The sequence below is a fragment of the Undibacterium sp. GW821-FHT07F11 genome, assembly GCF_059418665.1.
In genome coordinates, this window is record NZ_JBWKQH010000005.1 from 1 (window position 1) to 26047 (window position 26047).

The window sequence follows — 26047 nt, forward strand, 5'->3', positions numbered from 1 at the left end:
TCGAACCGTTGACAATGGGCGGCTAATGGGTGACCCTGTCAGTTTGATCCACCTTCCACTTCCTGGCGAAGGCGGCCACCCGGTCATACGACCCCTCAAATCCCAGTTCTTTCAGATCGAGATGAAGCTGCTTTAAGCTGCGTCGCTGCTTGCGATTTTTGCCCGCTTCGGTTTTAAGCCAGCTTGACAGCTGCAATGCATATTTGTCGATGGCACTGGTTGTTTGTCGATCCGCATAGGCTGGCTCTGTGACTTCAGAGCGCAGATAGCGCCGGACAGTGTTGCGAGAGATGCCCAGTCGTCTGGCGATCTCGCGTAATGGAATCTGGTCACGAATGTGCCAGCGTCGAATAATACCTAGTAATGCCACGTCAATCACTCCTGTCCCCTACTCATCAAGATAAGTAGGATTGTGTGCTAAACGTGGGTCAATTTTAGATGCAAATTATCCAGCAAAGTGGGTCAATTTTCAGTGCAAATCAACAATTTCACAATTCAATGGGTCATATGTAGACTCAACGACTAAGGCAGTGTCGCCAAATTTATTCGAGCATGGTTTCTTGATATTGTCAGACTTTCGGTTCTTTCAGACTGCATCTGGGCGTGCCCGTGCATATATGGAATTCGATGAGGGAAATATCGGGTTTGAATTTGGCGATTGCATTCAACGGGAAATAAGCATTTAAGTGTTGACGCTGACTTGTGATTATGTGACGGATGAATTTTGAATTGATACTTATGGCTATTTATTGGAACAAGGCATCCATTCCTGCTCTCAATGGATTCTCAAGGGCGGAGCAGGCAGAACTTATTCTCCCCATTTGGAGCCTGGTGTGGCTGCGTTGGCAGGTTTGGCTACCTGTGCTTATTCAGATTGTATTGTTATTGACGTTCGTGGTTCTTGCGCCGCAATTTCCTTACCGCTTTCCAGTCTTGCTTGCCATGGTTTACCTGACAGTCAAATTGGCATTTTTACCCTATCATCATTTTCTGGCGCTTGAGTTGGAGAAGCAAACTCCTGTAGGGAATGATTATTTTCTGCAATTGATTAAGAAACTTATTCCCAGGTGGAATGCTCAACATGTGGGATTGATGCCAGCAAGTTCAGTACATGAAATTCAAGCTGCATTTGTTCAACTCGGGAGCAAAGTAAGCTCGGACGTTGTAAAACTTTATTCTACAGTGGGTGGCATGGAGGCGATGGACGATGATGCCTGTTGGCGTCTTTGGTCTTTGGCAGAAATTATTGAGGAAAATAAAGAGCCATCGCCTTATGGAATATTATTCTCGGATCATTTGATAGAGTGTTGGTGTTATCGCTTGAAATATGAAACTGATGAACGTTCATCCGTCTATGTCGATTACTTCGATTCTTCAAACCTACCAACGAAGATATTTGATGGGCTTGAGGAGTTTTTTATTGCTTATGAAAGAGACCCGGATGCGATATTGGGATTAAGGTGATAGACCAGATCAAATAGACTTCCTTCGTTTGAAACTTCGCTTGGACGGTGAATTATGCAAGCAAACCTTACTAATTCACTTCTGCAATCAGAATTTCAAGATATCAATAAACAAGTATATGACGCGCTTATTTCAAGCAAGTAAAAATACCCATGCAGAGTTTGATCGCGATGTCAGTTATGCAGAAATTGAAGCCGTCTTGACCAAGCTGGCGGGGTCTCAAGCTAATAGTGACGAAGTGGTTTGTTATGTTTATGGTATGGGCAAACATCCCAAGTCTACTTATCAATCGTTGAAAAACCTGAATGGCATTCATGTGGAATTTTTTAGAAGCGTGTTACCCAGGAAATTACAAGTTCTGAGTTGGTTTGTCGCAAGCTATGAGGGTTTGATAAGAATTGAAGATTTGTCCCGGTTGCCAGAGGTTTTCCTGACGCTGATGAAGCAGTCGATGGTGGGTGTGTATTTCATGAATAAGGATTTGGCTTGTGGTTTTGTGCGGTCAGTCAAAGAAAAGCGTGAAGGTGCATTGATTGATTTTGGTATCAAGGATGATCCGGCTTATTCGATTTACATAGTTGATGCGGATAATGTGGAATCGACGACAGGAATGGTCGCAATTGTTTCTTACGGTCGAGATGTGCCGATAGATATTCTTCCTGTTGCCACTTGATTTCATGAGCGACTGATTTGAGAGAAACAATGGATATTGAGCAGATGATTGAGTTCCTTGAGATGGCTTGGGATGACGGTGGCTTATATGCGCAGATTCGTGTAGGTCGATTCGATGCAAACGAAGGCGAGAAATTTCTGCATGCACTTAAGAATACGCGTGTTGATGATAATGCTTTGCTTCCAAAGCGACTCGTATCCCTGATGTGGTACTTGCCAGGTTTTCTGGAGTGGCAAAGGAAACGGGTAGAAGAAGTGACTGGCGACCTGGCATCTTATGAACGTTTCATTGTCGAGATGCAAAATACTTTGGAAGATGTTTTGGGTATTCCCTGAAGTGTGCCGTGTGACGACGCATGAGTAATAAAAAATGACAAACTATAGCGCCATCATTCCATGATAATCATGCGCAATATAGTGCAATCGATGCACTGCCGCTGACTTGCAAACTGCGATGTCAAGCATTTCAACAGACTGGTTAATGCTACTCACGCGATCCTTAACTTTCTGACCGGATTTACCGATGCGCACAAAATATCTGCCATCACCAATGCCATGAAACTGCTCGTCCAGATCAGATTGGCGTTTCCGCCAAAAATCGCGTTGATGTCGATTTTTAGTACGTCGACCATCATGCGTGTGGTGATGAAAGTCAGTGTCAACGCATAGCTGCGTGTGATCCAGATCTGGTGCATGACTAATTGCTTGTTGCTGGCCGCGTACACGCCAGCCAGTGTCGTACATAGCCATAGACTGCCTTGGGCAACTGTTGGCCATTTTTCATCGGTTGTCAAATGTGCCAGTGCGACGTAAACGGCGATGGGAGCAGCGATGCAGATGGACAAAGCGTACAGGCGTCCGAGTAGTTTGTGCATTTGCAAATGCTTGGCGCGAAAGCCAGGAAAAAATTGCACAGGCGCAGCGAGCAGGGCAATTGTTGCTGCAAATGCGTGTACATGCAGACACCAGCGGTAGGAGTTTATTTTTTGTTCCCATTGAAGATTCATGCCTAGCAGTAAAGGCAGTTCGACCTTGTACATGACGAGCATGAATAGTAGACCAGTGAAGATGAAAAAATAAAGTTGGGGACGAAAGTATGCCTCACGGTTTACCATGATTTTCTCCAAAAACAAAAAGCGAAATGTCGTCGTGTCAAAAGACATTAAACGCCATACAAGGCGTTTTGACTGACATCAAAGCTGTAAAGTCTGTGAGGAAAAGTAAGTATCAAAAAGTAAATGCGATACTTTGATGGGGGTAAAACGATGGTAAGAAAAGAGCTTGCAGTTGTCATCTCCATACGCAGGTGAGCGTATGGAGATGATCAGGATCGCCGGTATCTGGCAACGGTTAATTCACTGTCCCTGACTGGCAAGGAGGGCTCGCCAGAACTGCATGACGTTGTGCTCTTAAAAACTATGTTCAAGCGCCGGGAAAGATTTATCTTTCACTGCCGCTACATACGCTTGTACTGCCGCATCAATACTGGTTTGGCCTTCCATGAAATTTTTCACGAAGCGGGCTTTGCGGCCTGGGAAGACGCCTAGCAGGTCGTGCATGACGAGTACCTGACCAGAGCAATCTACGCCTGCGCCTATGCCTATGGTGGGGATGTGCAGGGAGTCTGTGACTTCCTTACCCAGGCTGGCGGGGATGGCTTCCAGCACCAGCAGGGTGGCACCGGCTTCTTGTACGGCCAGGGCTTCGGTTTTCAGCAGGCTGGCGGAGGCATCGGTCTTGCCTTGTACCTTGTAGCCGCCTAGCTGATGCACGGATTGCGGTGTCAGGCCCAGGTGGGCGCAGACGGGGATGGCGCGTTCAGTCAGGAACTTGATGGTGGGCAGCAACCAGGTGCCGCCTTCGAGTTTGACCATTTGCGCACCGGCTTGTACCAGTTGCACGGCGTTGTTGAACGCAGCTTCCGGTGTGGCGTAGCTGCCAAAAGGCATGTCGGCGACGACCAGGGCTTTTTGATTGCCACGGGCGACGGCGGCGGTATGATAAGCCACGTCTTGCAGTGTCACGGGCAGGGTGGAGTCGTGGCCCTGGCATACCATGCCGAGGGAATCACCGATGAGTAAAATCTCTACGCCACAACGGTCCATCAGGGATGCGAAACTGGCATCGTAGCAGGTGAGCATGGTGATTTTTTCACCTTTTTCACGTAGTGCGATCAAGCCAGGAATGCTTACTGCTTTACGGTCTTGCAAATATTCAGCCATGCTTTTTCTCCAAAGGTGATGCTGTCATTGGTTTTTTGTTTGACAGCGATTTTGTCTCCACCTACATCCTCAACTTTTATTCTTTTATATTCTTTATCTTTACGTCTTGAATTCTATTGCCGTTGATCGATCGGGCCGGGTTTCGGCCCGGCGGCCGAAATACTTTCTTTGCTTCGCCAAAGAAAGTATTCAAAGAAAGGCGACCGCAGACTCGCTCCCTTCGGGAGTGCCCATTTATGCAGCGCAAAAAATGGGAAATGTCCGCAACTCGCTTCGCTCAAACATCGGCCATTTCTTATCCATTTTCTGCGCTACACAAATGGCTTCGTCCCAAGCGGATGAAGGTCAAAAGCAACCGCAACGTCAAAATCAACTGCAAATTCAAAAACAACATCAAAATCAGAGCATGGATTGATTTACCATTTGTCCAGTTTTGATCTATCTATTCTTTCAACTTCTGAAAATAAAATAAACCGCACCCACTAAGCACAATCCCGCCCATACATAATCCAGCTTGAACGGCTGCCCCATGTAAAACATGGCGAAAGGTACAAAGACGATCAGGGTCAGGGCTTCCTGTAATATCTTTAGCTGGGCCAGGCTGTAGGCAGTGTAGCCTATTCTGTTGGCGGGCACTTGCAGCAGGTATTCGAACAGGGCGATGCCCCAGCTGATAAAGGCGGCTACCCACCAGGCTTTGCTGGACAGGCTTTTCAGGTGGCCGTACCAGGCTACCGTCATGAAGACGTTGGAGAGTATCAGCAAGCCTGTGGTTTGCACAATGATGGGGATTTGCATGGGGCCTCGCTTATCGCCTGGTCAGGCGCTCAGGTAATGGGTAATTCTTGTATGCGTTGATCTGCCACCGCAGCGACATAGCTTTGTGCACGGCCTTTGCCAGGGATGCTGACATCGGCAGACAGTTGCAGCAGGGGCAGCAAGACAAAAGCGCGTTCTGTCATGCGCGGATGAGGGACTTGCAGGTCGGCGGTATTGATTTCTTCATCGCCATACAAGAGCAAATCCAGGTCCAGGGTACGCGGTGCATTGCGGTAGGGGCGTTCGCGGCCATGGGCCAGTTCAATGGCTTGCAGGTGTTGTAGCATTTCAGCAGCACTCAGTCTGGTCGAGAGCTCTGCTACTGCATTGACGTAATCATCGCCGGTAGAATCGATGGGCGCGCTACCGAACAGGGCAGACTGCGCCACGAGAGTAGTGCCCGGCAATTGCGCCAGTGCGTCTATGGCTTTGCTGACGGTGACTTTGGCATCACCCAAGTTGGCACCTATGCCAATAAAAACCTGCAAATTCACTTGCACGCTCATTCGGCTGCGGCGGCTGCCTTGCGTGGGGCGCGGCGGCGGGGCTTGCGTTTTTTGGGGCCGGCTTCGGCTGTCTTGGGTTTGCTGTTGATGAGTTGTTCACGTTCGGCGCTGTCGCCTTCCATGAAGTCTGTCCACCATTCACCAATTTCTTCATCGATCTCGCCAGAGGCGCAACGCAGCAGCAAGAAGTCATAGCCAGCGCGCAGGCGTGGGTGTTCCAGCACTTTGTACGGGGTCTTGCCTGCGCGTTTTTCAAAGCGTGGTTGCATGGCCCAGATGTCGCGCATGTCAGAACCTATCTTGCGTTGTATTGCCAAAGCATCGGTCTGGGTGTTCAGTACATCATCTGCAGCCAGGTGCAGGGCAGGGATGGGGAACTCACCGGCAGCTTTATAGGCTTCCCATTTTTCCACGACCTGGTGCCACAGCAGGGATGCAAACAAAAAGCCTGGCGAGACTGGCTTGCCTTGTTGCACGCGTTCATCGGTATTGGCCAGCGCCAGGGTGACGAATTTTTCGCCCAGGGGTTGTTCCAGCACCACGTCCAGCAAGGGCATGAGGCCATGGTGCAGGCCTTCTTTGCGCAATTGCTGCAGGCAAGCCATGGCATGGCCGCTGGTCAGCAGCTTCAGGGTTTCATCAAATACGCGGGCGGCGGGCACATTGTTGATCAGCGGTGCCATCACGGCGATAGGCGCGCGGGTGGATGCATCTATCGTGAAGTTCAGTTTTGCGGCAAAGCGTACCACGCGCAGCATGCGTACCGGGTCTTCGCGGTAGCGGGCTTCTGGCACACCTATGATGCGCAGGGTTTTCTTTTTGATGTCTTTCATGCCGCCGTGATAATCGAGCACGACTTGTGAGGCCGGATCGTAGTACATGGCATTCACGGTGAAGTCGCGGCGGGCAGCGTCTTCATATTGTTCGCCAAAGGTATTGTCGCGCAACACGCGACCATGCTCATCCTTGGGCGCGCCATCAGTGGCAGCGCCACGGAAGGTGGTCACTTCAAGCAAGTCCTGCCCAAACATGACATGCACGATCTGGAAGCGGCGGCCTATGATAAAAGCGCGGCGGAACAGGCGCTTGACTTGTTCAGGCGTGGCATTGGTGGCAATGTCAAAGTCCTTGGGTTTGACACCTGTCAACAAGTCGCGTACGGCACCACCTACGACAAAGGCCTTGAAGCCATTTTCTTGCAGGGTTTGGGTGATGCGTATGGCATTCGCGGACACCAGTTGCGGGTCTATGCCGTGGTCTTTATGACTCAGCACAGTGGGCTTTTGGTTGGCGCTGGCGGCATCGCTCTTGTTTTTTACGCCCAGTATTTTGCGAATAAATTTCTTGATCATTGCTTGTCAAACAGGTGAAGTTGAGGCCAACCTTTTGCCTGCGCATGGGCGCTTAATTTGGCATTGGGGTTGGTTGCGACAGGATGGCTGACGCGTTCCAGCAGCGGTATATCGTTTTGCGAATCGCTGTAAAAATAACTATGGTGAAAGTCGCTGAGTTGCTTTAATGGTGTAACTTCTTGCATTGCCAGCCAGTCTTGCAGATGCACGACCTTGCCTGCGCCAGAGCTGGGTACACCCAGCAGCTTGCCTGTGATATTGCCATTGGTATCCAGCTCCGGTTCTGCCGCCATCAAATGTTGCACGCCCAACGCAACGGCAATTGGGGCAGTCACAAAACGGTTGGTGGCGGTGATGATGGCGATCAGGTCATCCTGATCCTGATGTTTCTTGATTAAGTCATAGGCTGCGGGCAACAGCGCAGGATTGATGACTTCCTGCATGAATTGATTATGCAATTCATCCAGTTTGGCACGCGGGAATTGCGCCAATGTGCCGAGTGCAAATTCCAGGTACTCCACCGGGTCCAGCGTACCCGCCTGGTATTGCGCAAAAAACTCTGCATTGCGGCGGGCAAATTCGTCAGCATCGACAGCGCCGACGCGGCACAGGAACTGGCCCCATTCAAAATCAGAGTCGATGGGGATCAGAGTGTGGTCAAGATCAAATAAGGCGATATTACGCATGCTAGTCAATCGTGGTGTCAGGATCCAGCTGTTGCTGCAACATCAGTTCGCGCAGCAATGGCAGGGTGATGGGACGCTTGGTTTCCAGTGAATAACGGTCGAGCTGATCCAGGATGTCGGTCAGCGAACTCATGTCACGGCGGTAATGGGTAATCAGATAGGGTAACACGCCGGGTGAGAGTTGTATGCCCCGCGCATGGGCGGCACGCTCCAGCGCATCGATCTTGTCTTCGTCGGTCAGGCCATGTACCTGATAAATCAGGCCCCAGCCAAAACGGGTGCGCAAGTCGTCACGCACATTCAAAATCATGGGCGGGCGATTGCCTGCACCGATCAAAAAACCGCCACGGGCGCGTGCTTCATTAAACAGATTGAAAGCAGCGATCTGGTTCAGTGGCGGCAACTGGTCGCAATCATCCAGCAGATAAAGGCTGACACCCTCGGTAAAGTCAAAAGCACTTTCCGGCGCATCAGCCGGGATATAACGAGCCGTGGCATCTGCTGCCAGGGCGTGTAGCAAATGAGTCTTGCCAGCACCTGGCTCACCCCAGATATAGACCGAGCGCTCGCCATACTGGCTGGTAATGCGCTCGGCAAACATGCCGAGCAATTGCGCCAGTTCAGCATTTTGCCCCACTACAAAGGTGGCGAGGGACGGCAGTTTTTGCGCGTCCAGGTCGAGTAATAATTGCCTCATGTCTGACTATAAAAAGGGCTTTTCAGATAAGACACACGCAAATGCTTGACGGCCACCGAAATCACGGCAGAGGCAGGCAGGGCAATCAGGATGCCGATAAAACCAAACAATTGTCCGAATGCCATCAAGGCAAAAATCACGGTCAATGGATGCAGGCCTATGCGCTCACCGACCAGGCGCGGTGTCAGGTAAAACGATTCTACAACCTGGCCTATGCCATAGATAATGGCGACTGACATCAGGCCACTAAAGCCATCAAATTGCAGGATAGCACCAATCACTGCCAATACCAGCCCCAGGCCATAGCCCAGATAAGGGATGAAGACTAGAAAGCCAGTGATGATGCCCACCGGCAAAGCCAGGTCAAAACGGGCGATGCTGAGTGCCACTGAGTAGTAGACGGCCAGCACTATCATCACCAGAATTTGTCCGCGCAGGTATTGCGCCAGGATGTCGTCTACTTCTTCTACCGCATTCGCTGTGACCTTGACAAAGCGGCGCGGGATGAAATTGCTCAGACGACTAATCAGTGAATGCCAGTCCATCAACAGATAAAACAAGACGATGGGGATTAACAACAAATTGGCGATCATGCCCATGACAGCAGTGCCACCGACACGGATGGAATTGAGCACGGCCTTGCCGATGGCTTCGCCACTTGTTGCCATCTGATCAGTCAGCAAAGTCTTGATGCCAGTGCTGTCGAGGCGCACCTTGATACCAAATTCAGACAGCAGGGGGGCCAGCATTTCATCGAGCTTGTCAAAGAAGCGTGGAATCTGATCTTGTAATTGTGGCACTTCTTTTTGCAAAATAGGAATCATGATCAGTATCATCGCCAAAAGGGCGGCAATCAATATGACGATGACCAGCGTGGCGGCTACTGAACGGGGTAAGCCAAATTTGCGTATGCGCAAGGCGCACAGTTTGTCTACCCAGGGTGTCAGCACATAAGACAGTATACTGGCCACGATAAAGGGCATCAGCACCGGACCCAATAAACCCAGTAATAACAACAGGGCAAATGCCAGGGCCAGCCACAGCATGGATTGTTTTTGCTCCGACGTAAAAGTAAATGGCATTTTTAGGCTTGGTTAGTAATCATTTGTCATCGAAATTGCCGTCTGTCCCAAAAAAGCGGGGTTTTCGCGGTCAATTTGTTAAAATAGCGCTTTTGCCGGACTTTTTCTGGCAATTCCTCTATTTTACCGCCTCCTGCCCCTATTGCCGAATATCATGAGCACTTCTACCCCTGTTTCTCTCTCTTACGCCGACGCTGGTGTCGATATGGTTGCCGGCGACGCGCTGGTTGATGCCATCAAACCTTTTGCCAAACGCACCATGCGCGAAGGCGTCATGGCTGGCATAGGCGGTTTTGGCGCCATGTTTGAAGTCAGCAAAAAATACAAGGAACCGGTCCTGGTCTCCGGTACTGATGGCGTGGGCACCAAGCTGAAACTGGCTTTCCACCTCAACAAGCATGACACCGTTGGCATCGATCTGGTGGCCATGAGTGTCAATGACATCCTGGTACAAGGTGCAGAGCCACTGTTCTTCCTCGATTATTTTGCCTGTGGCAAGCTTGATGTTGCTACAGCAACTGACGTCATCAAAGGCGTGGCCTTTGGTTGCGAACAAGCCGGTTGCGCCCTGATCGGTGGTGAAACAGCAGAAATGCCATCCATGTACCCGGACGGTGAATACGATCTGGCTGGTTTTGCCGTCGGTGCCGTAGAAAAATCCAAAATCATTGATGGCAGCAAGATACAACCGGGCGACGTTATCCTGGGCCTGGCATCTTCCGGTATCCACTCCAATGGTTTCTCACTGGTGCGCAAGATCATCGAAGTAGCCAAACCAGACCTGAATGCTGATTTCCACGGTCGCAGCCTGGGCGACGCCCTGATGGCACCTACCCGCATCTACGTCAAACCTTTGCTGGCCCTGATGGAATCCCTGGAAGTCAAAGGCATGGCCCACATCACCGGCGGCGGCCTGGTAGAAAACGTTCCGCGCGTACTGGGCGACAAACTGACTGCTGTCCTGCATAAAGACGCATGGACACTGCCACCCCTGTTCACCTGGCTGCAACAGCACGGCGGCGTCGCCGACGCAGAAATGCACCGCGTCTTCAACTGCGGCATAGGCATGGTCGTCATCGTTGCGGCTGAGCTGGCTGATGCAGCGCTTGCACAACTGACTGCGGCTGGTGAATCCGTCTACAAGATTGGCGAAATCCGCGCGCGTGAAGGTGATGAGCATCAGACTATTGTGGTGTGATGGCTTGATTGGTAGTTAGTATTGATTACGGGACCTTGAAGGTCCCGTTTTCGTTTTTGATGCAGGTTAGCGTAACCAGCTTGTCTTCGAAAATAAGCGTGGGCAAATACGCTTATTTTCCCATAAATTTTCATCGATCGTGAGCAGGGTGCGCCGTGCGCACAATTTTTATTCGCAAGCTTGCATGGTCATCAATTTGCTGCGACGTTGGCATTGTGGGGATAGGCATAGTCAGATCAATCATATACTTGCTTGTTAAAACAGCTTCGTGCGCAGTTGGCTGACTGTTAGAATTTGCAAGCGACCCGGGCATGCTTTAGTGAGGCGTTACCGGCGAATTAATGAGCTTTGCTGTCCGGGTTTGCAACTACATTTTGTTTTGTGTGCAATTAGCGTGCAGCAGGTAGCGCTACACCGGGCAACCACTTTTTGTAAATGCGTTCAAAGCTGCCATCGGCCTTCATGTCATCGAGTGCTTTTTGCCAGCGGATGGCGACGCTATCCGGTGTGTCACGCGAGAATGCGATATATTGGACTGCCTGGGTAATTGTGGAACCAGCCACTATGTCATTGGCATTGATGCCCGCTGCCGACAAGGTGTCAGCGAGTGTCACGTCGTCAAGAGCCATCAAGGGCGCCCTTCCTGCCACCAGCATGCGCACGGCATCGACTGGAGTCGGCACAGAATTGATATTGTTAAAACCCATACCGCGCAGCATTTGCTGCAAATACCATTCTCGCGGAATCAGGATGCGTTCGGCAAGCCTGGCATGATCGAGATTATCAAAACGCTGGCCGTCGCGGCGCGTATAAAAATGGGCTGTGGTTGCTGAAACCGGGCCCACCCATTTGAATAGTTTTTCGCGCTCCGGGGTTCGCGTAGTGACAAATAATCCTACGTTAGGCGTGGTGGTCGCATGAGCATAGCCTCTTGCCCAGGGCACGACTTCGATGGGTGCCCTTATGCCAAGACGGTTCATGATCTCTTCAACAACTTCGGTACCAAGGCCTGCAGCCTTCCCTTTGAGCGAGAAGGTGACGGGTGGATACTCTTCGGTGTAGAACCTGAGTTGCGTTTCTTCTGCCTTGACTTCCAACGTTACCAGCATGCAGAGCAGCAATGTGGCCAGAGTACGAACTGGCTGAAAAGACATGATCTACTCCTCTTGGTATGTCTGGTTTCAATATACGCAGGCAGTAAATGGAAGTCAATCCTGTGGGCAGGGGTGTGCAAATTCACAAGTAATATAATGGCAATGCACAATGTCAGAATTAGAAAGGCGAGCCTATGTAACGCTCGCGTGGCCGTATCAATTTTCCTGTATCTGCCTGCTCCAGCGCTTGCCCTATCCAGCCTGCAGATCTGGCCAGTGTGTAAAGTATCTTGCTTGTGCTGGCCACGCAAATGTCATGGACGTGGGGGCAAGTTGCTTAAGCAAAAAAGGATGCACGTGGATCGCTATCCGGGTAAAGCAGATGGCCGAATCCTGCAAGAGCAGGATCACGCTGCACTGCTGAACTGTACTCAGGTGCACTGTAATACTGTCCAGATTGTCCGGTTCCGGACAAATATCCCAAATCGTGTAAGGATAGTGGCAAATACCAATCATTTATCTATATTGCCACATAATAATCCTGTATATTTGCTTGCAAATTGCCCGTACGACCTCCCTCCAGAAAGGATACCTGTATGCACCATGCATTGCGTAGTTCTTTGTTTCTGCTGGCCCTGATCGGTGGCCATGCTGCCGCCTCGACGAGTCATTCACTGGGTATAGAACGCAAGCAATACGGTGAGTCGATTGCCTATGACATGAATGCGGCAGGACAGGTTGCTGCGGTCATCAAGGAAAAAGATGGCACTCCCCATGCCGTTTTTCTTGAAAAGGGCAAGCTCATCAAACTGGAAATGCCCGGCGAAACCGAGAGCGAAGCCAAGCGTATCAATGACAAGGGTGAGATCGTCGGTTCTTCAAAAAGAGGTGAATCCTGGCGCGCATTTATCCGCAGTCGCAATCATGGCACACAAGATCTGGGTACCTTGGGCGGCCCCAACAGTTATGGCGCAGCACTCAATAATGCTGGTCTGGCGGTGGGGTTTTCTGATACTCCTGAACGTGACTGGCATGCTTTCCTCTACACACCCGGCGAAGCATTGAAAGACCTTGGTACCCTGGGCGGCAAAGTCAGCTATGCCAGCGCCATCAATAACCCTGGGCAGGTGGTTGGCTCTGCCATGATCGCCGATGGTTCACGCCATGCTTTTATTTATGATGCCTCAACAGGCATGTCCGACCTTGGTACCTTGGGCGGTCGCTACAGTTCGGCAACTGCCATCAATGATAAAGGTGTGGTGGTCGGTGTATCAGAAATGAAAGACCGCCGCTGGCATGCCTTCATGCACGATGGCAAGCAGATGATAGATCTGGGTGCCAAAATCGGTTTCGGCGACAGCTTCGCCACCGGCATCAATAATGAGGGGCATGTCGTCGGCGTGGTTGATACTGTGGACATGCGTCTGTCCTTCGTCTGGCGCGACAATAAAATGACCTTGCACCCGGCTGGTAAGAGTCTGTACCTGACCAATGCCATCAATGATGGCGGACATGTCATCGGGGCCAGTTATGACCGTGGTCTTTACGCTGCTACCATGCCTTCGAATGCGATTCCCTTTGTTGATCTTGGCGGCAATAAAATCCTGGGCTTTAATGTCGTCATGGTATTGCTGGCGCTGACCATCGCCATCTTCCGCAAGCGCCTCAAGGGTTTGTTTTTTGAGAATAAATTCTTTTTCGGGGCATGAGTTTTATAAGGCAGATAGAAATTATCTGCCTTATATTAACTACCTTGTTGCGAATGGTAATGTTTGTTCGCAAAACTTGACACCTGCACCAGTCCAATGTTGCTATTTCTCGATTGCAGGTTTGAAAGCAGCCACCTGCTTAAGCAAACTTTCCAACCCGCCATAGACGCTGATCTTATCGATTTTTTCAGTCATTTTTTCCAGCGTCTCCAATTCCTTGAGGCGCAAGGCAACCGGATTGTCTTCCATCACTCTTGAGGTGTTCATGAGTGATCTGGTGGCGGCTGTTTCTTCACGACGACGTATCACATTGGCTTGCGCTGCTTTTTCTGCTTCCACCACTTTGCCCAGCATGGTTTTTATTTCGCCCGGCAAGATCAAATCCTTGATACCCAGGCTGACGATCTCTATGCCCTGCGCCAGGGCTTTTTGAGCTACGTAATGCAATATCTGTTCATCGGTCTCGTTTTTGTTTTCCAGCAAACCATCTAATGTTTTACCGCCAACAGCGGCGCGCAGGGCAAACTGGATTTCCTTATAGATAAAGTCCTTATAATCATTCAAGCTCGCCAGCATCAGCGGCGCGTCTATGATTTTATATCCTGCAGTCACGTTGACGCGCAAAGGCACTTTGTCTTGTGTCAGCATTTCCTGGCCGGTAATTTCCAGCGTTGTCAGCCGTGTATCTATGACGGTCAGACTCAAACGGTTTCCGCCATGCCAATAGGCATAAAAGCCTGGCTTCAAATTCGCATGAAAAACGCCATCAATGTATAACATGCCCACATGCTCGGAAGGTACTTCATAATTTGTCACATGCGGTGCCAGCAATTTTGCACTGTTGGCATTGCTGCGCATCGCCAGAACAATGTGATCTTCAATTGCACGTGGTGCTTGTGCCAATGAAATCAGTTCCAGCTTCAGGTCACTACTGGCTAGCGCTGGTGTGGCCTGGCCAGTGATATGGACCAATTCATTCTTGTCCCACCAGACGGCGAGTTGCTGGTCACTGGTTTCGATTTTCTTCAGTTGCACTGATAAAACCGGATGCTCGCTGGCGACGATGGCATGCACGACATCTTTGGCATCTATCACTTGTGATTGCCGGCAAATCGTCAGTTTGGTCTTGGGCAAAACATCAAAGTAGGCATGTCTGCCTGGCAGCAGAAAATCACTGAAGCTTTCTTCTGCAAACAACAAGCCATAAGCTCCAGCCGGTATGGTCACCTGCTTGACGCAACCAACCGACACACCAATGGGAATTTGCTTTAGCCATTCGGCAGGCACTTTCAAGTCAGGTGCAATATTTGCCCTGAATACTTTGACACCAAGACCCTGCTTCCAGAAAGCACGTAGTGAATTTGGTGTCACGCACAGGAACTGCTGGCCACTGCAAACGAGCGCCACTTCATCATGCCCAGTACGGACAATTTCCAAATCCATTGCCAGTGTTGCCTGATGATGCGAACTGATCCATTCAAGGTCTGCAATGCTTGCCGGAAAATCAGTCAGGTTTGCAATCTCTACTCGTTTGGATCTGGGTAAAAAATGACTGCCCTTGGCAAGAATTTTTTCAAAACCGCTACGGCCATATAACAGACCAATCTGATGGTCTTGAATTATTTTTCGGAGGAACATAGACATTCTCAAATAAGATAAATATTTCGTCAGATAAACTCAACAAGCCGGGGCAAGAAAAAACTGTGTAAATAGTCATGCTAAAACATGCCAGGACACATCAGTTTCGTGCAGAAACAGCCTCAAGAGAACTATCCCCGCAGCATGACGGATGACTGTACATGTAAGGTGCCGCAATCTTGCTTCTCATACGCTCGCCAGAGAAACGGCAGCAAAGGCACTGCTCCCGTTTGCCTGGCCTTAATAGTTTGAATTAAGAGCCGGGACACATACATGGTAACAATCATGCAAAGCGATGCTGCGTTGTCCAGGCGCAGGCAAACTCAATACTTGAATCTGCCTGCTCAAGGACAGGAAAGCAGTTCCCTTGAGGATTACTACTGATGTATTACACATTTTTACTTCGATCAGATTACGAGTCTGAGGCTCTTTTTTGAGCATGGTTGCGTAGTATAGGAATCGAACCTATTAACAGCTGCCTGGTGCGGTACACAAACGCATACAATACGCTGTGCCAGTCTGAACCCATGAGTCAGAACCTTTGCAAGCAGACAGCTTTGTTCCCACCGAGGAAACGCAAACCGAGTATAGCCTGAGTTGATTGCGCTGAGATTTGAAAATCTTAAAAAATTAAGAATGACGTAATTTTTAACATGTCAGGCTCGCCTGTTTCTTTGTGAATAAGCCTCTGACACGGGTACTGGTTTATGCTGGATAATCAATCACAATAATTTCTCGATAAAAATCATGACTACATTTAACGACAATTGGGAAGAACGACTGGCTGCCTTATGGGCAGAGCTGGATGCGCTTGAAGCACAGACTTTTATTGCCCGCATGGATGCGATGGCGGGAGAACTTCCACCGAATGCCGCAATCGGCCTGTTCGAGCGTGGCGGTGCGCGTGATTCTTGCGGTTTCACAGAGCTTGCCATTCCCTTGTATAAAGCCGCGTTGGAAAATGGCCTGATTGGCTTGCGCCGCAGGCGGGCGAATATACAAATGGCCAGTTCCATCCGTTATCTGGGCAACCCGCAAGCGGCTGTCGACATACTGACAACTGAAATGCATGCTGGTAGTGATGAACTGGATGGCGCAGTACGTGGTTTTCTTGCCCTGGCGCTGGCTGATCTGGGACGAGAACGCGAAGCCTTGGCAATTAGCTTGACAGCATTGGCTACCTATTTGCCACGCTACAATCGTTCTCTGGCGAGGTATGCGCAAGGCTTGGTAGAGAAAGCGATTGATTGAAAAATGCATGCGATATTCGCACCCACATCTTAAGGTGACTTGTCTGTACTCACACTGGAAACATTTGCTCAGCAACCTGTTCCCAAGTATCACGAGGCCCGCTGCTTGGCACCTGTTGCATGCAAAATGTCACATCAGAGTCAGGCCTGATCAGCATATAGGCAGTCAGTTGGCGTTGCAGGGTAGATGAGCTGATCCCATCAACTTCACCATAAGCTTCCAGCAAGGATTGAAGCAGCAAGGGATTACCTTGTGCCATGAAGATCATAGGCGTCAGGATTTCAAGTCTGTCACTATTACCGACGATGGCATCGCCAAAGTCGAGCAAACCACTCAGCTTCCATAGGCCCTGTTCCTGTTTTGCCATCAGGTTCCACGGATGGATATCCATGTGGATAAAGCGCAAGTCGCCCGCCTTGGCAAAATCCCCGGCGGCTTCGATATAAGGCATGACTTGCTTAAGCAAACCCTCAGGCATTTTCCGGCGTTGATGTCTGGCCATGCAATCAGCAATCAAATCGCGTATATAGTTTGGCCAGTCTACTCTGATGGTGATATCTGCTTTGAATTTCACACTGCCTATTTCACGCAAAAGCTGACCGGTCTGCACCATGATGGACTGTTTCTGTTGAATATCCATGGATGGCCAGATGTCCGCAAGCAAAGTGCCTTGCAAGCGGCTGAAGATCGCGAATACCCAGTTGTCGATTTCACCGCTGGCGATGAGTTTGGGTGTCTGTAATGACAGCTTGCCCTCCAGCAGAGGTGCAACCAGAATTTCTTTGTCTCCCTGTCTCCGCCAGTTAGGTGGCACCAGTTTGACTATCACGTCCTCACCCAGCCCAAACAAGGCATTTGCACCCAGGGGGATTTTCTCCCACGTATCAGCGGGTAGCCCGAATGTTTTTTTCAGATGCTCCAGCACTGGCATCCAGGCTGTCAAAGGTGTGTTTGCTATGAAGTCGTTACAAGCAGGATTGTCGAGATTTTGTGGCAGGCAATTGAGGATAGTGTTCATTGAACTTCATCTAAAAAATTAGTTGGCCGCAAAACGAAGAGGTCAAGAGTACGCGGTAATGCAAGCGATGCGTACATTTGTCAGCGATTAAGCGCTTATAGAAATTTCTGCGTTGTGTGGATGAAGCTTTGTCTGGCAAGGCCTCAACTACGACACAGCGGGCTAACTCAAACGCCTGTGCCTGACCAGCACCTGCTCCTGCGCCTTGAAGTGCGCAGCGAGTTTTTCCACCATATACACTGAGCGGTGCTGGCCGCCGGTGCAGCCTATGGCGACGGTCAGGTAACTGCGGTTATCGCGTTTGAAGGCGGGTAACCATTTTGCGATGAACTGCTGAATGTCGGCAAACATCTCATCGACCATGGGTTGCTCTTTGAGGTATTCAATCACAGGCAGGTCACGGCCTGTCAGCGGGCGCATGATGGGGTCGTAATGGGGGTTGGGCAGCATGCGTACGTCGAAGACGAAGTCTGCGTCCAGTGGTACACCTATCTTGAAGGCGAAGGATTCAAACATCAGGGTCAGCGGGGTGTGGCCTATTTCTATGACATCCTTGACCCAGGCGCGCAGTTTGTTGGCACTAAGATCGCTGGTGTCGATGACGTGGGCGACCAGTTGTATGCCTGAGAGGATTTCGCGTTCTTCCTGTATGCATTCGGTCAGACTGAGCCTGTCGCCAGGTTCTTTGTCGAGACCCAGGCGGTGCGACAGGGGATGGCTGCGGCGGGTTTCTGAAAAGCGGGCGACCAGGGATTCTGTACTGGCGGTGAGGAACAGGACTTTGACGTCGTGGCCTTCTGCACGCAGCGTGCGTATGGAGTCTGGCAAATGCGTGAGCTGATTCGCGCTGCGGCTGTCGATGGCAATGGCGGCGCTGGGTATGCCTTCTTTGGTCAGCGTGTTGACCAGGTCAGCCAGCAAACTGGGTGGCAAGTTATCGACGCAATAGTAGCCTGCATCTTCAACTACATTCAGGGCTACCGATTTGCCGGAGCCGGAGATACCAGAGATGAGCAGGATTTCCATAGGGGTACTTGTGCTTGGCAGGTATTTAGTCACCGTTTTCCATGGCGCGTCGCTGACGTTCCATGAAGTCTTCCAGCGTATTAATACCACGTAATTGCAGGATGGTGTTGCGCACAGCTGCTTCCAGAAGAACCGCGATATTGCGGCCTGCAGCAACCGGGATGACGACTTTTCTGATGGGCAGGCCCAGCACTTCTTCTGTCTGCGAATCGATAGGCAGGCGTTCGTAATTTTCTTCGAGGGTGCTGCGTCTTACCAGATGCACGATGAGTTTCAAACGCATCTTGCGGCGAACTGCAGTTTCACCAAAGATGGTCTTGATATCGAGCAGGCCCAGGCCGCGTACTTCCAGCAGGTTTTGCAAAAGTTCGTGGCAACGGCCTTCTATCATATTGGGGGCAATGCGCGAAAACTCGACGGCATCATCGGCCACCAGGCCATGGCTGCGTGAAATCAGTTCCAGCCCCAGCTCGCTTTTACCAAGACCGGATTCACCGGTGATCAGCACACCCACGCCAAGTACGTCCATGAAGACGCCATGCATGGTGATTTTTTGCGCGAGTTTTTTCGACAGATACACGCGCAAATAATCAATGACTTGAGCGGATGGATAGGGCGTTGAAAACAGCGGGATATTATTGTCGTCGCAAGTCGTCAAGAACGCCGGCGGCGATTCCAGACCTTGCGCTACGATGAGGGCAGGTGGTGCACCAGCGACGAGTTCACGCATGAGGTTATTGCGCGAGGCATTCGACAGGCGGTTGTAATACGAGAGTTCCTGATGCCCCAGTACTTGTATACGGCCAGGGTGGATCAGGTTCAAATGTCCGACCTGGTCGGCAGAAGATGCGGCGTCGCCAGTGATTTGCTTGTCCGCGCCAGAGAAACCGGCAAACCAGCCAAGTTGCATGGTGTCGCGATTATCATCGTAGATTTTTTGTACCGTGAGTTCTGTCAATGATGGCATGGCTATTTTGGTCGAATCTGACGATGTCTTGGTTGTTTGCCTGAGGGATCAGGGGACTACGGGAAAAGCCCGGGGCTTTACTGGATGCCTGCAAACCTGGCAGTCTCAGCAAGAACAATCACGCTGTACCCGGCAAGTTGGGGCGCCATGCCATGATTTTTTCATAAATCGCGGCGGCGCTGGCTTCGGTATTGAGCGTATCGCGGAAAGTCTCGTTCGACAGCATTTCTGCTACTTCAGACAAGATTTCCAGATGCTGTTGCGTGACATTGTCAGGCATGAGCAAAAAGATCAGCAGGCTGACTGGCTGACCGTCTGGCGATTCAAAGGGAATGGCTTCTTTTAATCTGACCAGGGCGGCAATCGGTGCTTTCAAGCCCTTGATGCGGCCATGCGGGATGGCGACGCCATGGCCAAGGCCAGTGGAGCCCAGGCGTTCACGGGCAAACAGGTTATCAGAAACAACCGAGCGCGCTATGCTGCAATTATTCTCGAATAACAGCCCGGCCTGTTCAAATGCTCTTTTTTTGCTGGAGACTTCCAGATCCAGTAATACGTTGTTAAGAGGCAGGATTTTTGCAATATTCGTCATGGTGCAAGATCGTTTTACAGCGAAATGGTGCGATGCACAAAATTAGGTTTTGTCAAATTATAGGCTTCTTTTGGCTGATATGCGCAAAACTTGACAACACTTTTAACGAACGTTGTCTCTCAGTAATTTTTCAAATTTATCAACAGGTAGCGGCTGGCTGAAATAAAAGCCCTGCATCTCCTGACAGCCAGAGTCAGCGAGGAAGAACATCTGGTCGGCTTTTTCCACGCCTTCGGCTGTGACGCTCATACCCAGGGCATTGGCCATGGCGATGATGGCGTGCGTCAGTACAACGGAATCGGGGTTACCCGGGATATCACGGATGAAAGACCGGTCTATCTTGAGATTGTCGATAGGAAAGCGTTGTAAATAAGATAAAGAAGAGAAGCCTGTGCCAAAGTCGTCCAGCGAAATGCTGATACCCAGCTTTTTAATGGCATCAAAAACCGGCAGCAGCAAGTCTATGTCGCCCATGAGCAAGCCTTCAGTAATTTCCAGTTGCAGGGCAGATGCGGGCAAGCCGATTTCGTGCAAGACCTGTTCTATGTACTTGGGCAGGCCAGGGTCCTGGAATTGCTTGGGCGAGATATTCACACTGATGACCAGGTCGGGTGAATACTGTTCACGCCATAACTGGGTTTGCAGGCAAGCCTGGCGCAAAATCCAGCGACCCAGTGGCAGGATGAGGCCGATTTCTTCAGAAATAGGGATGAATTCATTCGGTGGTACCAGGCCCACATCCGGCATTTGCCAGCGTATCAGGGCTTCTGCACCGACGATGCGTGAGGTGCTGAGGCAAATCTTGGGCTGGTAATACACCAGGAATTCATTATCAGTCAGGGCACGGCGCAGATTGGTTTCCAGCGCGTAGCGATGCTGGGCGCGCACATTGAGTTCTGTCGTGAAGAATTGGTAATTATTGCGGCCCGATTCCTTGGCATGGTACATGGCAGAATCAGCGCAACGCATGAGCGTGGGGCCGTCTTCACCATCATGCGGGTAAACGCTGATACCGATGGAAGTACCCAGATGATATTCGTTACCATCAATCACGAAAGGATCGCGCATGCGGGCCAGCACGCGTTCTGCCAGGTCCTTGAGTTGCATGGCATCTTCAAAGGCTTCGGCAACGATGACGAACTCATCACCACCAAGGCGGGCCAGCATGTCGGTCGTGCGTATGCATGAACTCAGGCGCGAAGATACGTCGCGCAAGAGCGTGTCACCAGCCGCATGGCCAGCCGTGTCATTGACGTTCTTGAACCTGTCGAGATCGAGGAAGAGCAAAGCCAGACGGTGCTGGGTGCGCTTGGCACCAGCCAGTGCCTTGACCAGGCGTTGATTGAGCTGATGACGATTCGGTAAACCTGTCAGGGCATCATAAGATGCCATGAAATGCAATTGCCTTTGCGTTTCACGCACTTCTGTCGTATCGGTAAATGAAATCAGTACAGCAGACACCGAGGCACTGCTTTTCTTATTGATGGGCAGCACATTCACCAGCAACCAGACAATAGAACCATCACGCAACTCCACGCCCATCGACAAATTCAGAATAGGGGTTTTGCTGCGGAACACCACTGATGCCGGGTCATCACCCATGCGTATGGATTGTCCCTCGTCACCGAGTATGTTTTTGAAGTATCGATGGCGCCTGCCTACCGTGGCGATATCTTCTATCTTCAAAATGCGCTGGGCACTGGGATTGCAGGTCAGGATCTGGCCGTCTGGGCCTATGACCATGATGCCTTCACTGAGATTGGTCACCACGGAGCGATAGCGTTCTTCGCTTTCCTCCAGGCTTTGTTCCATATTTTTTTTGTCGATGGCCAGGCCGATAAGGTCACAGGCATCCATCATCATGGCCTGCTCGTCTTCATTCGGGCTGTGTACCATCTGGTGATACACATCGACTGTACCCAACAAGGTGTTGAAGGCAGTGGTAATCGGCAAAGACCAACAGGAGCGCAAGCCGTAGCGTAGCGCCGGTTCGCGCAAATTCTTCCACAGCGGACTAACAGCAATATCCTGCACGATGGTGGTGCGCTGGTAATGAATCGCCGCCGAAGCTGAGCCTGAGCTGGTATCGACCGGTACATTGCCTAACAAGGCACAAAAGCCATCCGGTAAGGACGGGCCTGCACCAAAACTCAGGTGCTGGGTGCTGGCGTCATACAGGGTGATGGCACACAGGGCGCCATTGTCGAGCAGGCGTTCCATGCGATCACAAACGTCTTCCAGAATATCGGTCAGCGGTTTGTCGAGCGCAATCATCTCGAGAATTTCTTTCTCGTGATGCAGGGCTTCATGGACGCGGCTGGATTTGTAACGGACTTGATCGGCGAGGGGTAGCGCGGTGACGGTGGCGCTGGAACGGGAGCTGCTGCGGGGAGTGATTTCGCGCGCCGTCAGCAAGATGGCTGTTTGTTCATTAAAACTGAATTGCGTAGCACGGACTTCTATATCGAGTAGCTGACCATCAAGACGTATGCACTGGCAGGTATGCTTGCTTTGCGCACCATCCTGCCGCAATTTCTGCAGTATGGTCCTGGCACCTTCATGATGCCTTCCGTGCAAGAAGGCTTCCGGCTTCAGACCTATCAATTGTTGCGGGTCACCGGCATGCATGAGTTCTGCACCTGCCGGATTGGCATACACCAGGTTGTCGTCGATCAGTACATACATCGCATCCGGGTTATGTTCCAGCAAGGCCATATGCCAGTCTTGACTGGCGGCAGGCTCGCGTGTGCTAGTACTTGAAAACGGGACCGGAATTATCACGACGACAATCTATAAAACGAATAAGTCTGGCTACTTTACATCAAGCAAGTTCTTAGGACAATGATGGTAATTCGCTAGTATCAAAAACATATGACCCCGCGCAGTCCAAAAAATGTCGCCAGTTTCATCAGTCCTGGGAACAGGCAATTGCCGGGCCAGAATACCGCCAGACATTTACTTCAAGTCAAAGCGAACGAACAAAAAGAGCACGTCGCCATTGCCCTTGTTTTTGGAAAAACGGGGTACATAGGTTGCCATCAGCTTGGTACTACGTGTGCCTACGGAGGCAACAGGCAGGATCGCAGGGAAGGGGAAACCACCAAAATAATCAGTGCGACTGATCAGCACACCAGTCAGGCCGCCACCAACTTCGACCGTGTCACCCAGAGGTTTCATCCATTGATAGGCATAGCCAGCCATGGGTTGCGGCTTGAAGTGCGAATCAGAAATCATCATGGCATAGACTGATTCTTCATTGTCTTCCTTGGTGCGTATGGCTTTGCTAAAGCCCAGGCCCCAGGTGTGCTCATTCAGTTCGGCAATTCTTTCCTTGGTGTAAGTGCCGCGGCCATGGTGGGTATGGCCTGCGACCATCAGTGACAAGTCACCTTCGTCCATGATTTTACTGACTTTGGCTTTGGCGCTATCCCACCAGCCCATATCGTCCTGGGTTGTGGTGGTGGCAGTAGTCTGGGCCTGGGCCGATATGCATAACAACAGGCTGGATGCGCACAAGGCCGTGCGCAAAGAGAAATTTTTGAACTTCAACATAATGATGGTTACAAATGGATACAAAAAATAGGAATAAGAGGGATGCTGCCCGGCTTACTGGCGCGCATTCCGGCGGTTGTCCGGGCCCTGGCCCGAACTGAAATTGCTGCGCCATGGATTGATGTCCAGCCCGCCGCGACGGGTATACCGTGCATAGACTGACAACTTCTGCGGTTTGCAGTGGCGCATGATATCGACAAAGATGCGTTCCACACATTGCTCGTGGAATTCATTGTGGTCGCGGAAACCTATCAAATACTGCAACAGGCTTTCCTGGTTGATTTGCGGGCCTACATAATGGATTTGCACACTGCCCCAGTCTGGTTGACCAGTGACCAGGCAGTTGGACTTCAGCAAATGCGAGATCAGGGTTTCTTCTACTGGCGACTCATCAAAGTTGGCGGTCAACAGTGATGGGTTAGGTGTATAGCTATCGACTTCGATATCGAGCCTGTCGAGCAACTGGCCTTGCAGCTCATGCATGGCCAGTTTATCGAATTGGTCTGGCGTGGTCAGCTTGACCTGCACAGCCGCACCAAAACCGGCAGACAAATCAGCCTGCAACAGACTGATGAGTGCATCAGTGCCTGCCAGGCGCGTCTGGTTAAAAGAATTCAGGTAAAGCTTGAAAGACTTTGATTCGATGATGTTCGGCGAATCTGCCGGTACCGTAATGGCTGCTATCGCCACCTGCGGTTTGCCGCGCATGTTCAGCCAGGAGATTTCATAGGCATTCCAGATATCCACACCAAAGAAAGGCAGGCTGCTGCCCAGGCCTATTTCTTCCCTTTTTCCGGAACGGGAGATAGGGAACAGCAGGCTGGCATCGTATTCGGACTTGTAGGTCGCGGGCTTGCCCAGTAAAGAATGCTCAGGCGTATTTGGTGCGGAATCTGTCATGTTGTCTGCGTTAACTTGGGTAGGCTGCATCAGCCCAAAAATAATTGGTAAACGGGATTCTTGCTTTCATCCCAGTAGCGGTAACCCAGGGTTGCCAAAAATTCGCGGAAAGCCTTCATTTCCTTCTTTGGAACCTGTAAACCAACTAAAGTTCTGCCGTAATCTGCGCCATGGTTACGATAATGGAACAAACTGATGTTCCAGTTCGGTGCCATGCTGTTCAGGAAACGCCCTAAAGCACCCGGGCGCTCAGGGAATTCAAAGCGATACAGCAATTCATCCTTGGCCAGGCTGCTCTTGCCGCCGACCAGATGGCGTATATGCAATTTAGCCAGCTCATCATGCGTCAGGTCCAGTGTGGCAAAACCATGCTTTTCAAAATTCTTGGCAATTTTGCCAGATTCCAGCTTATCGTGTACTTGTATGCCCACAAAAATATGCGCGGCTTTTTCATCGCTGATGCGGTAATTGAATTCTGTGACATTGCGCGCGCCTATCAGTTCACAGAAACGGCGGAAGCTGCCGCGTTCTTCTGGTATGGTCACGGCAAACAGGGCTTCCCGTGCTTCTCCGACTTCGGCACGCTCAGCGACAAAGCGCAGGCGGTCAAAATTCATATTGGCACCACAGGCGATGGTGACCAGGGCTTCATTCTTCAATGGCTTCTTGTCAGCCTTGGCGCGCTCTATATAGGCCTTGCAACCGGCTACTGCCAATGCACCGGCAGGTTCCAGGATGCTGCGGGTGTCCTGGAACACGTCCTTGATGGCGGCGCAGACAGCGTCGGTATCTACCGTAATCACTTCATCGACATACAGCTTGGCCAGACGGAAAGTTTCTTCGCCCACCAGCTTGACGGCTGTACCATCAGAGAACAGGCCCACATCATTCAAAGTCACGCGCTTGCCCGCTTTCAGGCTGCGTGCCATGGCGTCAGAATCAGTCGTTTGCACACCAATGATCTTGATATCCGGACGCACCGCCTTGACGTAAGCTGCCACGCCTGAGATCAGGCCCCCGCCGCCAATCGCGACGAAGATCGCGTGGATAGGCTCAGCGTGCTGGCGCAAAATCTCCATACCCACCGTACCCTGACCAGCGATAACATCCGGGTCATCAAAAGGATGGACGAAGGTCAGCTTGCGTTTCTTTTCCAGTTCCAGCGCATGGCCGTAGGCATCGGTATAGGAATCACCAAACAGGACGATCTCAACCAGGTCACCGCCGTGTGTGCGTACCGCGTCAATTTTGACTGGTGGTGTGGTGGTGGGCATGACGATAACCGCCTTGCAGCCCTTCTTGCTGGCACTCAGGGCTACACCCTGGGCGTGGTTACCCGCAGAAGCGCAGATGACGCCGCGCTTGAGTTGTGCAGGCGTCAGGTGGGCAATCTTGTTGTAAGCACCGCGCAGCTTGAAGCTGAACACGCTTTGCATGTCTTCGCGTTTGAAATAAATTCGGTTATCCATGCGTGCCGACAGGCTGGTAGCGTATTCCAGCGGGGTTTCAAATGCGACGTCATAGACGCGCGCTGTCAGGATCTTTTTCAGATAATCGGTGCTCATGGATGTCTTATTGTTAGTTAAAAATGGCTGATCTAGT

25 protein-coding genes and 2 pseudogenes are annotated in these 26047 nt (G+C 50.9%); 7 read left to right on the forward strand and 20 right to left on the reverse strand.

The window, feature by feature from the left end; all coding sequences use genetic code 11:
• Positions 1–40: 40 nt before the first annotated feature.
• Positions 41–379: pseudogene (locus AC07OI_RS13365) on the reverse strand (helix-turn-helix domain-containing protein); the annotation flags it as partial.
• 338 nt (positions 380–717) lie between these two features.
• On the opposite strand from AC07OI_RS13365, the gene AC07OI_RS13370 reads away from it, so the two are divergent.
• The 3 genes from AC07OI_RS13370 to AC07OI_RS13380 all read left to right on the forward strand — a co-directional run bounded on the left by AC07OI_RS13370 (position 718) and on the right by AC07OI_RS13380 (position 2472).
• Positions 718–1464, forward strand: coding sequence for a hypothetical protein (locus tag AC07OI_RS13370; protein WP_495257587.1), 747 nt, complete (start codon positions 718–720; stop codon positions 1462–1464).
• A gap of 118 nt (positions 1465–1582) precedes the next feature.
• Positions 1583–2137, forward strand: coding sequence for a hypothetical protein (locus AC07OI_RS13375; RefSeq protein WP_495257588.1), 555 nt, complete (start codon positions 1583–1585; stop codon positions 2135–2137).
• Between the two features lie 29 nt (positions 2138–2166).
• The gene (locus tag AC07OI_RS13380) at positions 2167–2472 is read left to right on the forward strand and encodes a hypothetical protein (protein WP_495257589.1); all 306 of its coding nucleotides are present in this window, start codon (positions 2167–2169) and stop codon (positions 2470–2472) included.
• Positions 2473–2624: 152 nt separating this feature from the next.
• Here AC07OI_RS13380 and AC07OI_RS13385 read toward each other — a convergent pair whose 3' ends face one another.
• Entirely contained in the window at positions 2625–3251 is a 627-nt protein-coding gene (locus AC07OI_RS13385; protein ID WP_495257590.1) for a DUF2306 domain-containing protein, read from the reverse strand.
• A gap of 294 nt (positions 3252–3545) precedes the next feature.
• Entirely contained in the window at positions 3546–4358 is an 813-nt protein-coding gene (panB, locus tag AC07OI_RS13390) for a 3-methyl-2-oxobutanoate hydroxymethyltransferase (RefSeq protein ID WP_495257591.1), read from the reverse strand.
• 106 nt (positions 4359–4464) lie between these two features.
• Here panB and AC07OI_RS13395 point away from each other — a divergent pair, with 106 nt between their 5' ends.
• Entirely contained in the window at positions 4465–4773 is a 309-nt protein-coding gene (locus tag AC07OI_RS13395) for a hypothetical protein (RefSeq protein ID WP_495257592.1), read from the forward strand.
• A gap of 35 nt (positions 4774–4808) precedes the next feature.
• On the opposite strand, the gene AC07OI_RS13400 is transcribed toward AC07OI_RS13395, so the two are convergent.
• Genes AC07OI_RS13400 through AC07OI_RS13425 form a run of 6 tightly spaced genes read right to left on the reverse strand, consistent with a single transcriptional unit; the run spans position 4809 to position 9500 of the window.
• A complete protein-coding gene (locus AC07OI_RS13400; RefSeq protein WP_162057561.1) occupies positions 4809–5156 on the reverse strand; it encodes a DMT family protein in 348 nt (115 codons plus the stop codon).
• A 29-nt stretch (positions 5157–5185) separates the two neighbouring features.
• A complete protein-coding gene (folK, locus tag AC07OI_RS13405; protein WP_492703157.1) occupies positions 5186–5683 on the reverse strand; it encodes a 2-amino-4-hydroxy-6-hydroxymethyldihydropteridine diphosphokinase in 498 nt (165 codons plus the stop codon).
• Complete coding sequence (gene pcnB / locus AC07OI_RS13410) at positions 5680–7035, reverse strand: polynucleotide adenylyltransferase PcnB (RefSeq protein WP_492703158.1); 1356 nt, start codon at positions 7033–7035, stop codon at positions 5680–5682. The genes folK and pcnB overlap by 4 nt, the downstream gene beginning before the upstream one ends.
• A complete protein-coding gene (locus tag AC07OI_RS13415) occupies positions 7032–7721 on the reverse strand; it encodes a histidinol-phosphatase (protein WP_495257593.1) in 690 nt (229 codons plus the stop codon). The genes pcnB and AC07OI_RS13415 overlap by 4 nt, the downstream gene beginning before the upstream one ends.
• A gap of 1 nt (position 7722) precedes the next feature.
• Positions 7723–8418, reverse strand: coding sequence for a DnaA regulatory inactivator Hda (gene hda, locus AC07OI_RS13420; RefSeq protein ID WP_492703161.1), 696 nt, complete (start codon positions 8416–8418; stop codon positions 7723–7725).
• Positions 8415–9500 carry an AI-2E family transporter gene (locus AC07OI_RS13425; RefSeq protein ID WP_495257594.1) on the reverse strand — a complete coding sequence of 362 codons (1086 nt, stop codon included), beginning with the start codon at positions 9498–9500 and terminating at the stop codon, positions 8415–8417. Before AC07OI_RS13425 ends, hda begins: the two co-directional genes overlap by 4 nt.
• Positions 9501–9654: 154 nt before the next feature.
• Here AC07OI_RS13425 and purM point away from each other — a divergent pair, with 154 nt between their 5' ends.
• Positions 9655–10698, forward strand: coding sequence for a phosphoribosylformylglycinamidine cyclo-ligase (gene purM / locus AC07OI_RS13430; RefSeq protein WP_110256118.1), 1044 nt, complete (start codon positions 9655–9657; stop codon positions 10696–10698).
• A 389-nt stretch (positions 10699–11087) separates the two neighbouring features.
• Here the strand turns inward: purM and AC07OI_RS13435 are convergent, their stop codons facing one another.
• On the reverse strand, positions 11088–11852 hold the full coding sequence (locus AC07OI_RS13435; RefSeq protein WP_492703166.1) for a substrate-binding periplasmic protein: 765 nt from the start codon (positions 11850–11852) through the stop codon (positions 11088–11090).
• A 118-nt stretch (positions 11853–11970) separates the two neighbouring features.
• A complete protein-coding gene (locus AC07OI_RS13440; protein ID WP_495257595.1) occupies positions 11971–12099 on the reverse strand; it encodes a hypothetical protein in 129 nt (42 codons plus the stop codon).
• Between the two features lie 289 nt (positions 12100–12388).
• Here AC07OI_RS13440 and AC07OI_RS13445 point away from each other — a divergent pair, with 289 nt between their 5' ends.
• Positions 12389–13501: an HAF repeat-containing protein gene (locus AC07OI_RS13445; protein ID WP_495257596.1), complete on the forward strand. Its 1113-nt coding sequence runs from the start codon at positions 12389–12391 to the stop codon at positions 13499–13501.
• A gap of 102 nt (positions 13502–13603) precedes the next feature.
• Here AC07OI_RS13445 and AC07OI_RS13450 read toward each other — a convergent pair whose 3' ends face one another.
• Positions 13604–15139 carry a slipin family protein gene (locus tag AC07OI_RS13450; RefSeq protein ID WP_495257597.1) on the reverse strand — a complete coding sequence of 512 codons (1536 nt, stop codon included), beginning with the start codon at positions 15137–15139 and terminating at the stop codon, positions 13604–13606.
• Between the two features lie 747 nt (positions 15140–15886).
• On the opposite strand from AC07OI_RS13450, the gene AC07OI_RS13455 reads away from it, so the two are divergent.
• Positions 15887–16390: a tetratricopeptide repeat protein gene (locus AC07OI_RS13455; protein ID WP_495257598.1), complete on the forward strand. Its 504-nt coding sequence runs from the start codon at positions 15887–15889 to the stop codon at positions 16388–16390.
• A gap of 49 nt (positions 16391–16439) precedes the next feature.
• Here AC07OI_RS13455 and AC07OI_RS13460 read toward each other — a convergent pair whose 3' ends face one another.
• The 8 genes and pseudogenes from AC07OI_RS13460 to ilvA form a co-directional block, all read right to left on the reverse strand.
• Positions 16440–17408 (reverse strand): aminoglycoside phosphotransferase family protein, encoded by a 969-nt coding sequence (locus AC07OI_RS13460; RefSeq protein ID WP_495257599.1) that lies wholly within the window; start codon positions 17406–17408, stop codon positions 16440–16442.
• A gap of 162 nt (positions 17409–17570) precedes the next feature.
• Positions 17571–18434, reverse strand: a complete 864-nt coding sequence (gene rapZ, locus AC07OI_RS13465; protein ID WP_492703639.1) for an RNase adapter RapZ — start codon at positions 18432–18434, stop codon at positions 17571–17573.
• Between the two features lie 25 nt (positions 18435–18459).
• Positions 18460–19401, reverse strand: coding sequence for an HPr(Ser) kinase/phosphatase (gene hprK / locus AC07OI_RS13470; protein WP_162039741.1), 942 nt, complete (start codon positions 19399–19401; stop codon positions 18460–18462).
• Between the two features lie 118 nt (positions 19402–19519).
• Positions 19520–19993, reverse strand: coding sequence for a PTS sugar transporter subunit IIA (locus AC07OI_RS13475; protein ID WP_492703173.1), 474 nt, complete (start codon positions 19991–19993; stop codon positions 19520–19522).
• Between the two features lie 102 nt (positions 19994–20095).
• Positions 20096–22774: a sensor domain-containing phosphodiesterase gene (locus tag AC07OI_RS13480; RefSeq protein ID WP_495257600.1), complete on the reverse strand. Its 2679-nt coding sequence runs from the start codon at positions 22772–22774 to the stop codon at positions 20096–20098.
• A 174-nt stretch (positions 22775–22948) separates the two neighbouring features.
• On the reverse strand, positions 22949–23545 hold the full coding sequence (locus AC07OI_RS13485) for a hypothetical protein (protein ID WP_492703175.1): 597 nt from the start codon (positions 23543–23545) through the stop codon (positions 22949–22951).
• Between the two features lie 54 nt (positions 23546–23599).
• The gene (gene queF, locus AC07OI_RS13490; protein WP_495257601.1) at positions 23600–24445 is read right to left on the reverse strand and encodes an NADPH-dependent 7-cyano-7-deazaguanine reductase QueF; all 846 of its coding nucleotides are present in this window, start codon (positions 24443–24445) and stop codon (positions 23600–23602) included.
• A 29-nt stretch (positions 24446–24474) separates the two neighbouring features.
• Positions 24475–26019: pseudogene (gene ilvA / locus AC07OI_RS13495) on the reverse strand (threonine ammonia-lyase, biosynthetic); the annotation flags it as partial.
• Positions 26020–26047 lie beyond the last annotated feature (28 nt).